General features: G+C 72.0%; 7 protein-coding genes and 3 tRNA genes. 4 read left to right on the top strand and 6 right to left on the bottom strand.

What is annotated here, in order from left to right; genetic code table 11:
- Together D8M29_RS06290 and D8M29_RS06285 are read left to right on the top strand one after the other, a co-directional pair.
- Positions 1-1,887, top strand: a 1,887-nt coding sequence (locus tag D8M29_RS06290; RefSeq protein ID WP_161972459.1) for an alpha-amylase family glycosyl hydrolase, incomplete at its 5' end; no start/stop codon positions are given.
- Positions 1,888-2,095: 208 nt separating this feature from the next.
- Positions 2,096-3,562, top strand: a complete 1,467-nt coding sequence (locus tag D8M29_RS06285) for an amino acid permease (RefSeq protein ID WP_036383523.1) — start codon at positions 2,096-2,098, stop codon at positions 3,560-3,562.
- Positions 3,563-3,646: 84 nt separating this feature from the next.
- On the opposite strand, the gene D8M29_RS06280 is transcribed toward D8M29_RS06285, so the two are convergent.
- Positions 3,647-5,506, bottom strand: a complete 1,860-nt coding sequence (locus D8M29_RS06280; protein WP_127435248.1) for a BCCT family transporter — start codon at positions 5,504-5,506, stop codon at positions 3,647-3,649.
- A 201-nt stretch (positions 5,507-5,707) separates the two neighbouring features.
- On the opposite strand from D8M29_RS06280, the gene D8M29_RS06275 reads away from it, so the two are divergent.
- The gene (locus D8M29_RS06275; protein WP_127435247.1) at positions 5,708-5,974 is read left to right on the top strand and encodes a hypothetical protein; all 267 of its coding nucleotides are present in this window, start codon (positions 5,708-5,710) and stop codon (positions 5,972-5,974) included.
- A 7-nt stretch (positions 5,975-5,981) separates the two neighbouring features.
- On the opposite strand, the gene D8M29_RS06270 is transcribed toward D8M29_RS06275, so the two are convergent.
- The 4 genes from D8M29_RS06270 to D8M29_RS06255 form a co-directional block, all read right to left on the bottom strand.
- On the bottom strand, positions 5,982-6,596 hold the full coding sequence (locus D8M29_RS06270; protein WP_127435246.1) for a cysteine hydrolase family protein: 615 nt from the start codon (positions 6,594-6,596) through the stop codon (positions 5,982-5,984).
- A gap of 92 nt (positions 6,597-6,688) precedes the next feature.
- Positions 6,689-6,764, bottom strand: a tRNA-Phe gene (locus tag D8M29_RS06265).
- A 72-nt stretch (positions 6,765-6,836) separates the two neighbouring features.
- A tRNA-Asp gene (locus D8M29_RS06260) sits at positions 6,837-6,910 on the bottom strand.
- 116 nt (positions 6,911-7,026) lie between these two features.
- Positions 7,027-7,099, bottom strand: a tRNA-Glu gene (locus tag D8M29_RS06255).
- Between the two features lie 125 nt (positions 7,100-7,224).
- Between D8M29_RS06255 and D8M29_RS06250 the strand changes: the two genes are divergently transcribed.
- A complete protein-coding gene (locus D8M29_RS06250; RefSeq protein WP_036341550.1) occupies positions 7,225-7,620 on the top strand; it encodes a metallopeptidase family protein in 396 nt (131 codons plus the stop codon).
- Positions 7,621-7,627: 7 nt separating this feature from the next.
- On the opposite strand, the gene D8M29_RS06245 is transcribed toward D8M29_RS06250, so the two are convergent.
- Positions 7,628-8,126, bottom strand: a 499-nt coding sequence (locus tag D8M29_RS06245; protein WP_148111534.1) for a universal stress protein, incomplete at its 5' end; no start/stop codon positions are given.

The following is an 8,126-nucleotide window of genomic DNA, read 5'->3' as shown; positions in this document are numbered from 1 at the left end:
GACCTGCGCGGCGTCACCTCGCGCCTCGATTACCTGGCCCAGCTCGGCGTGGACGCGATCTGGCTCTCGCCCTTCTACCTCTCCCCGCAGCACGACGCCGGCTACGACGTCGCGGACTACCGCGCCGGGGACCCCCGGTTCGGCACGATCGCGGACCCGGACGACATGATCGCCGCCGCGCCCGAGGCCCGCATCGACCTGCGCGGCGTCACCTCGCGCCTCGATTACCTGGCCCAGCTCGGCGTGGACGCGATCTGGCTCTCGCCCTTCTACCTCTCCCCGCAGCACGACGCCGGCTACGACGTCGCGGACTACCGCGCCGTGGACCCGCGGTTCGGCACGCTCGCGGACGCGGACGAGATGATCGCCGCCGCGCACGAGGCCGGCATCCGCGTGGTCGTGGACCTCGTGCCGAACCACACCTCGTCCGAGCACGCGTGGTTCCAGGCCGCCCTGGCCGCCGGCCCCGGCTCCCCCGAGCGCGCCCGCTACCACTTCGCCGAGGGCCGCGGCGAGCACGGCGAGCTGCCCCCCAACAACTGGGAGTCCACGTTCGGCGGCGGGGCCTGGACCCGCGTGACCGAGGCGGACGGCACCCCGGGCCAGTGGTACCTGCACCTGTTCGACACCACGCAGCCGGACCTGAACTGGGAGAACGAGGAGGTGCGCGAGGAGTTCCGCTCCATCCTGCGGTTCTGGCTGGACCGCGGCGTGGACGGCTTCCGAGTGGACGTGGCCCACGGGCTCATCAAGCAGCCCGGCTACCCGGACGCCGAGCACTCCCGCATGGGCATGGTCACGGACGCGGGCGAGGACGCCGACCCCACGTTCGACCCGGACACCTTCGAGCCGCTCACCCCGTTCATGGACCAGGACCGCGTCCACGAGGTCTACCGGGACTGGCGGCGGGTCCTGGACTCCTACGACCACGAGCCGATGATGGTGGCCGAGGCGTGGGTGGCCCCGCTCTCGCGGATGTTCCGGTACGTCCGCCCCGGCGAGATGCACCAGACCTTCAACTTCACCTACCTCATGGCCGGCTGGGACGCCGCCTCGCTGACCCACGCGATCGACCGGTCCTTCGAGCAGGCCGGCCGGGTCGGCGCCCCGAACACCTGGGTGCTCTCGAACCACGACACGGTGCGCCACGCCTCCCGCTACGGCCTCGCCGACCCGAGCTCCTACCCCGCCGGCATCACGGCCGAGGACGAGCAGCCAGACGAGGCGGTCGGTCGCCGTCGGGCCCGCGCCGCCGCGATGGTGGAGCTGGGCCTGCCCGGCTCCGCGTACATCTACCAGGGCGACGAGCTGGGCCTGCCCGAGCACACCACCCTCGCCGCCGAGCACCGCCAGGACCCGTACTTCTTCCGCACGGACGGCAAGGAGCCCGGCCGCGACGGCTGCCGCATCCCTCTGCCGTGGGCCGCCGACGAGCCGTCCTACGGCTTCTCGACCCCCGCGGACGACGACGGCCCCGCGTCCGCCGCCGAGGGCGTCGCCGCGCCGTGGCTGCCCCAGCCCGCGTCCTTCCGAGCGCTGGCGGCGGACCGGCAGGTCGGCGTCGAGGGCTCCGTGTTCGAGCTGTACCGGCGTCTGCTGCAGATCCGCGGCGAGCTCGACCTGGGCACGGGCACGTTCGCGTGGTCCGAGCACCACGACCCCACACGCGGCGTGCTGGCGTTCACGGTCACCTCGGGCGGTGGCCGGCACCTGGGCTCGGGCGAGCCGATCCCGGCGCGCACCGTGCTCGTGATGGCGAACCTGTCGACCGAGCCCGTCGACCTGCCCGCGAACCATTCCCGGGCCCTGTTCTCCCTCGAGGAGGCGGAGGCCGTGCAGGACGGGCGGCTCGCGCACGACGCCGCCGCGTGGCTGCTCATGGACTGAGCCCGGCGCGCCCCGGGACCCGCCGGGGCGCCACGGACCTTCCGCGGGGAATCCGCGGTGGGCGAGGTCACATCATCCGGCCTGGCCGGACGAACGCGACGTAACGTCCACGATGACTTGCATCACACCGGACAAAGTGGCATGAACGCTGTATCACGAGTCACCATGGCGTGTCCTGATCCACCCCCCCTTCGAGCGGAGACTTCACGTGAGCACCTCCCCCTCCGGCTCCCGCGTCGCCGAGACCGGCGCGGCCACCGCGGACCGCGGGCAGCTGCACCGCGGCCTGAGCCAGCGGCACATCATGTTCATCGCCCTGGGCACGGCGGTGGGCACCGGCCTCTTCTACGGCTCGGCCGGCGGCATCCAGGCCGCCGGGCCGGGCGTGATCCTGTCCTTCCTCGTCGCGGGCGCCGCCGTGTTCCTCGTGATGCGCGCCCTCGGCGAGATGACGCTCCGGGAGCCCGTCTCCGGGTCCTTCGCCGCCTACGCCTCCCGTTATCTCGGCCCCTTCGCCGGCTACGTGACCGGCTGGACCTTCGTCTTCGAGCTGGCCGTCGTGATCGTCGCGGACACCGCCGCCATCACCACGTACATGGCGTTCTGGTTCCCGGGGGTCCCGGCCTGGGCCTGGGTCGCGGCCACGATCCTCGTGGTCGGCCTGATCAACTTCACGCACGTCGGCAACTTCGGTGAGGCCGAGTTCTGGCTGACGCTCGTGAAGGTCGGGGCCATCGTGGCGATGATCTTCGGCGGTGTGATCCTGCTCTTCACCGGCGCCTCCACCGCGGACGGCACCCAGGCCAGCCTGGCGAACCTCGTGGACCACGGCGGATTCCTGCCGCACGGCATCCTGGGCGTGCTGACCGCGCTCACCATCGTGACGTTCTCCTTCGGCGGCATCGAGACCCTCGGCGTGGCCGCGGGCGAGGCCAAGAACCCGGAGAAGGTGCTGCCCAAGGCCATCAACACGGTGCCGATCCGCATCCTGTTGTTCTACGTGCTGACGATGGCGGTCATCATGGCCCTCGTCCCCTGGAACCAGGTGGACGGCAAGGCCAGCCCGTTCGTGCAGATCTTCGAGGGCCTCGGCGTCCCCTTCGCCCCGCACCTGCTGAACTTCGTGGTGCTCACCGCCGCCGTCTCCGCGATCAACGCCTGCATCTACGCGTCCGGTCGCCTGCTCTACGCGATGGCCCACGACGGCCAGGCACCCCGGGCCTTCACCCACACCAACCGCGGCGGCGTGCCGTGGCTGTCCGTGGCCGTGATGCTGGGCGTGATGGTGCTCGGCGCGGTGCTGATCACCGTGGACCCGAACGCCTTCAGCCTGGTGGCCGGCGTCGCCTCGTTCGCCGTGGTGCTGACCTGGGCCATGATCTTCCTGTCCCACCGCGCCATGCGCAGGCGCGTCGCGGAGCAGGGCGCGGAGCCGTCCCCCTTCCCCATGCCGCTGGGCGGCGTCGGCACCTACCTGGGCCTGGCGTTCGTGGCCACCGTGGTGATCACCATGGCCACCATCCCGGATTCGCGCCAGGCGCTCATCATCGGTCTCGTGTGGGTCGCGGTCCTGACCCTCGCCTGGTTCGTCACGGGCACCCGCACGTCGGCCGCGGCCCACGACCGCACCGGCACCCTGCCGGTGGTCCGCACCCGCCAGTCCCACGAGGACTGACCCCCACGACGACGACGGCCCCTGTCCCGCGCGGGACAGGGGCCGTTCTCGTCGGGGCCGGGAGGTCGCCCGGGAGGCCGGACGTCAGTGCTCGTGGCGGCGCAGCCGGGGGCGGCGGGGCCCCTCTGAGGCCGGGACGCCGGCGGCCGCATCGGCGATCCGCTGCTGGTGGTCCCGGCTGAGCGAGGCCCACCACTGCGAGGCCGCCACGGGGCCGGCGTCGACCACCTCGTCGTCGTCGGACTCGAGGCCCAGGCGGTCCTTGATGGAGGCCAGCATGGCCTGGCGGCGCACCGCCTCCACCCGCGCCACGGAGTAGCCGAGCGAGCGGAACGTGGCCAGGCAGATCAGCAGCATCAGCACGGAGAACGGCAGGCCGATGGTGATGGCCAGGACCTGGATCGCGGACAGGCCGCCCGCGGCCAGCAGTGCCGCGGCCATGAGCGAGGTGGCGATGGCGAAGAAGATCTTCACCGTGGCCTTCGGGTTCACGTCGCCGCCCGTGGCGAGCATGCCCATCACGAGCGAGCCCGAGTCGGCGGAGGTGATGAAGAAGATGCCCGAGAGGATGATGGCGCCGACCACGAGCATCGTGCCCGCGGGCAGCTGCTCGAGCACCTGGAAGAGCGCGGTGTTCGAGTCGATGGCGCCGTCCGCGCCCACCACGGAGGTGTACCCGGCCGGGCGGGTGGTCTCGAGGAAGATCGCGGTGCCGCCCAGGATGCCGAACCAGACCACGCCCACCATGGTGGGCACCAGCAGCACGCCGGCGATGAACTCGCGCACGGTGCGACCGCGCGAGATGCGGGCGATGAAGATGCCGACGAACGGCGTCCAGGACATCCACCAGCCCCAGTAGTACGCGCTCCAGCCGGCCTGCCACGCGTCGCCCTCGGCGCCGTAGAACGCGGAGACGTTGAGCGAGTTCGCGAAGAAGTACTGCATGTAGGAGCCGAGGGACTGCACCATCTCCTTGAACAGGAACGCGGTGGGTCCCACGATCGCGATGAACAGCAGCAGGCCGGCGGCCAGGATCAGGTTGGTGTTGGACAGCCACTTCATGCCGCGCTCCACGCCGGAGACCACGGTGTAGAGCACCACGCAGGTGACCGCGCCGATCATGGCGTACTCGAGCCAGGGGCTGTCCTCGGGCACGATGCCCAGCGCGCGCAGGCCCGCGGACATCTGGGTGACCCCGAGGCCCAGCGAGGTGGCCACGCCGAAGACGGTGCCGATGAGGGCGATGTTGTCGATCAGGTGGCCCCAGCCGCCGCGCACGCGGCGCTCGCCGATCAGCGGCTCGAAGGCCCAGCGCAGCGCGAGGGGACGGCCGCGCCGGTGGATGGCCAGCGCGACCGCCACGCCCACCACCGCGTAGATCGCCCAGGGCTGCAGGCCCCAGTGCAGGAACGTGGTGGCCAGCGCCGACTGGGCGGCCTCCGCCTGGGTGGGGTTGGCGGCCGCCACGTCGGGCCGCGGATCGGTGAAGTGCATGAGCGGCTCGGTCATGCCGAAGAACACGAGGCCGATGCCCATGCCCGCCGCGAAGAGCAGGGAGAACCAGGACAGCGTGGAGAACTCGGGCTTCTCATCGGGCTTGCCCAGCGTGATCCCGCCCTTGCGGGAGAACGCGAGGTAGCCGCAGAACAGCACGAAGAACAGAGCGACGAGCGCGTACCACCACGAGAAGTTCGTGATGATGGCCTGCTGGACCAGGCCGATGCCCACGGTCATCTGCTCGGGGGCGAGTAGTGTGGCCACCACGAAGGAGAGCACGATGACCGCGGAGGGCCAGAACACCCACGGCAGCAGGACGCGGTCGCGGGCGGCCGCGGCGGAGGTGGCAGGGGCGACGCCGGCGTCGGGGGCGGTCGCCGAGGACGGATGGTTCCCGGGTTGCTCGGGGATCATGGGCTCGGTCGAGGGCGGTGTCGGATCGCTCATCCTCCCGACCTTACGTGGTCCCGCACGCCGGCTCCCTGCCTGAGACGCGGCCGAGCGGACGGTCTCACCCGGTGGGGTGACCGCGCCCACGGCCCCGGCGCGGGCGTCCCCTGGTGAGGCGTGGGCGGCCTCACTAGGGTGTGGGGCACCACGACGACGGCGGCGCCGGACGGGCCCGCCCGCGAGAGGAAGGACCGCACCATGACCGACGTCCCCTTCGAGGACCGCGAGGACGAACGAGAGCTCGAGACGGACCTGCTCGCCGATCCCAACGCCGCCGGCGACCCCGAGCCGGAGGACGGCCGCGACGGCCAGCCCGTGCGCGGCGGCTCGGACGACCCGCAGCACCGGGCCGGGGAGGGACGTGCCCCGGACTCCCTGCGCAATGCGGAGTCCGCCGCCATGCACATCGAGGAGGACGCCCAGGACCGCACGCGTACGGACGAGGGCGACGTCGAGATCCTGTGACCGCCCCTCAGCCCCGGTCGGGGACGAGGCCGGTGCGCAGGAGGGTGAGTGCCTCGTCCTGCCCGAGGAGCGGCTGACGCATCTCGGCGCGGAGGAAGTCGAGCATCGCGGCGGCCAGCGCCGGCTCTTCGGAGGCGATCGCGTCCGTCGCGATCGCGGCGTGGAAGTCGAGGGCGAACGCGGCCGTGGCGGTCTCGGCGATGCAGCTGTGGGTGGAGACGCCGCACAGCAGGAGCCGATCCACCCCGCGGCCCCGCAGCTCGGCCGCCAGTCCCGTGCCGTGGAAGGCGGAGTCCCGGGTCTTCACGACCTCGACGGCGTCCGGGGCGGCCGCCGCGACCCCGTCGAGCAGAGCCGCCTGCCGGGTGCCCGGGAAGGCGAAGCCCTCGCCGTCGGCCAGCATGTTCAACGTCCACGTGGAGCGGTCCCGCGCGTGCTCGGTCCGCACCAGGAAGACGGGACGGCCGGCCTCGCGCGCGGTCCGGAGCAGTTCCACGACCGCCGCCGTCAGCTCGGCCTGCTGGGCGGCCAGCGCGGGATGCTCGAAGTAGCTGTGCTGGACGTCGATCACCACAAGCGCGGTCTCGCCGCCGGTCGCGCGGGGGGAGGGGCGATCGGGCATCGACCCAGTGTGCCCACCGCGTCGCCGTCTGTCAGCGGCCCGTCGCCCCGGACGACGAAGGCCCCCCGCGTCTGCGGGGGGCCTTCTCGAAGTGGTGGCTCCGACCGGCGTCGATCCGGTGACCTTACGATTTTCAGTCGTACGCTCTACCAACTGAGCTACAGAGCCCGGCGACCTTCGTCACCAGGACCATGCGTCACCGGACTCCGTTTCCGAATGCCGGTGATCGGACGATCCGAGCGACCCTGACGGGACTTGAACCCGCGACCTCCGCCGTGACAGGGCGGCGCGCTAACCAACTGCGCTACAGGGCCATGTTCTGTTGTTCTCGCCGCTTTCGCAACGAGTGGAAACTCTAGCAGAGCCTCCGAGCGTCGTGCAAATCCACGCTCCACGTGCCGTTCCGGCCGCCGAGGGCGGCCGTTCTGCGTACCCCCAACGGGATTCGAACCCGTGTCGCCGCCGTGAAAGGGCGGTGTCCTAGGCCTCTAGACGATAGGGGCAGGTCCGATGTCGAGATTCCCGAGGTGGACCCTGGGAGTCTATGGTGGCCGCACACCCTCCGGCAAGTCCGGCCGCCGGCCGGCCGCCCTCCGCACCGCGGAGCCCCGCACCCCCAGGAGCCGCCGTGGACCACCGCCCGTCGCCCGACCAGCCCGCCGCCACGTGGATGAGCGAGCAGGAGTTCGACGACGCCGTCTCCGCGGCCCTCGCCCGTATCCCCGACGAGCTGGCACGGCTGCTGACGAACGTCGTCGTGGTGGTGGAGGACGAGTACGAGCCGCAGCGCTGGGAGGACCCGACCACCGAGCTCTTCGGCCTCTACGAGGGCGTGCCGCTGACCGAGCGCGCCGAGTTCGCGTGGCAGATGCCGGACCGGATCGTGGTGTTCCGCGGTCCACTCACCCGCCATTGCACCTCCCGCGCCGAGCTCGAGGACGAGATCACCGTCACCGTCATGCACGAGGTGGGGCATTTCTTCGGCATCTCCGAGGAGCGCCTCCACGAGCTCGGCTGGGGCTGAACGCCGGTCAGGACTCCGGCTGGTCCTGGACCGGGCCGAACGAGGCGCGGCGGCTGAGGCGGACGTCCTCGCGGAACGGGACGACGAGCACCGGGCCCTTCGCGTGGTCCGCGACGCCGCGGCTCGTGGAGCCGACGATCGCACCGGCGAAGCCGCCCAGACCGCGCGTGCCCACCACGGTGAGGCAGGCGGTGGCGCTCTGGTCCACCAACACGTCCACGGGGGTGCCGTCCACGAGCTCGGTGAGGACCTCGAGGCCGGGGAACTCGGAGCGGATCCACGCGGCGCCGGCGTCGAGACGCTCGCGCAGCTCCCGCTCTCGGGCCTCCTCGTCCAGGCTGACGGCCAGCCACGCGGCGTTCGCGCCCAGGGGCGGGACGGCGCACACGAGCTTCAGCGGCGCCTGGCGGAGGCGGGCCTCCTCAGCGGCCTCGAGAGCGGCGGCACGGCCCTGCTCGGAACCGTCGACGCCCACCACGACGGCGGTCCTGTCCCCCGCGCGACTA

The sequence above is a fragment of the Micrococcus sp. HSID17227 genome (assembly GCF_003989405.1).
Taxonomy (GTDB): Bacteria; Actinomycetota; Actinomycetes; order Actinomycetales; family Micrococcaceae; genus Micrococcus; species Micrococcus luteus.
Note: the sequence above shows the minus strand (reverse complement) of the source record. Positions and strands in the feature narration are given on the sequence as shown.

What these genes read in the sequence shown, in the direction of transcription:
- D8M29_RS06280 (WP_127435248.1), bottom strand. Translation starts at nt 5,506, where the DNA reads ATGAGCGATCCGACACCGCCCTCGACCGAGCCCATGATCCCCGAGCAA.
- D8M29_RS06275 (WP_127435247.1), top strand. Translation starts at nt 5,708, where the DNA reads ATGACCGACGTCCCCTTCGAGGACCGCGAGGACGAACGAGAGCTCGAG.
- D8M29_RS06270 (WP_127435246.1), bottom strand. Translation starts at nt 6,596, where the DNA reads ATGCCCGATCGCCCCTCCCCCCGCGCGACCGGCGGCGAGACCGCGCTT.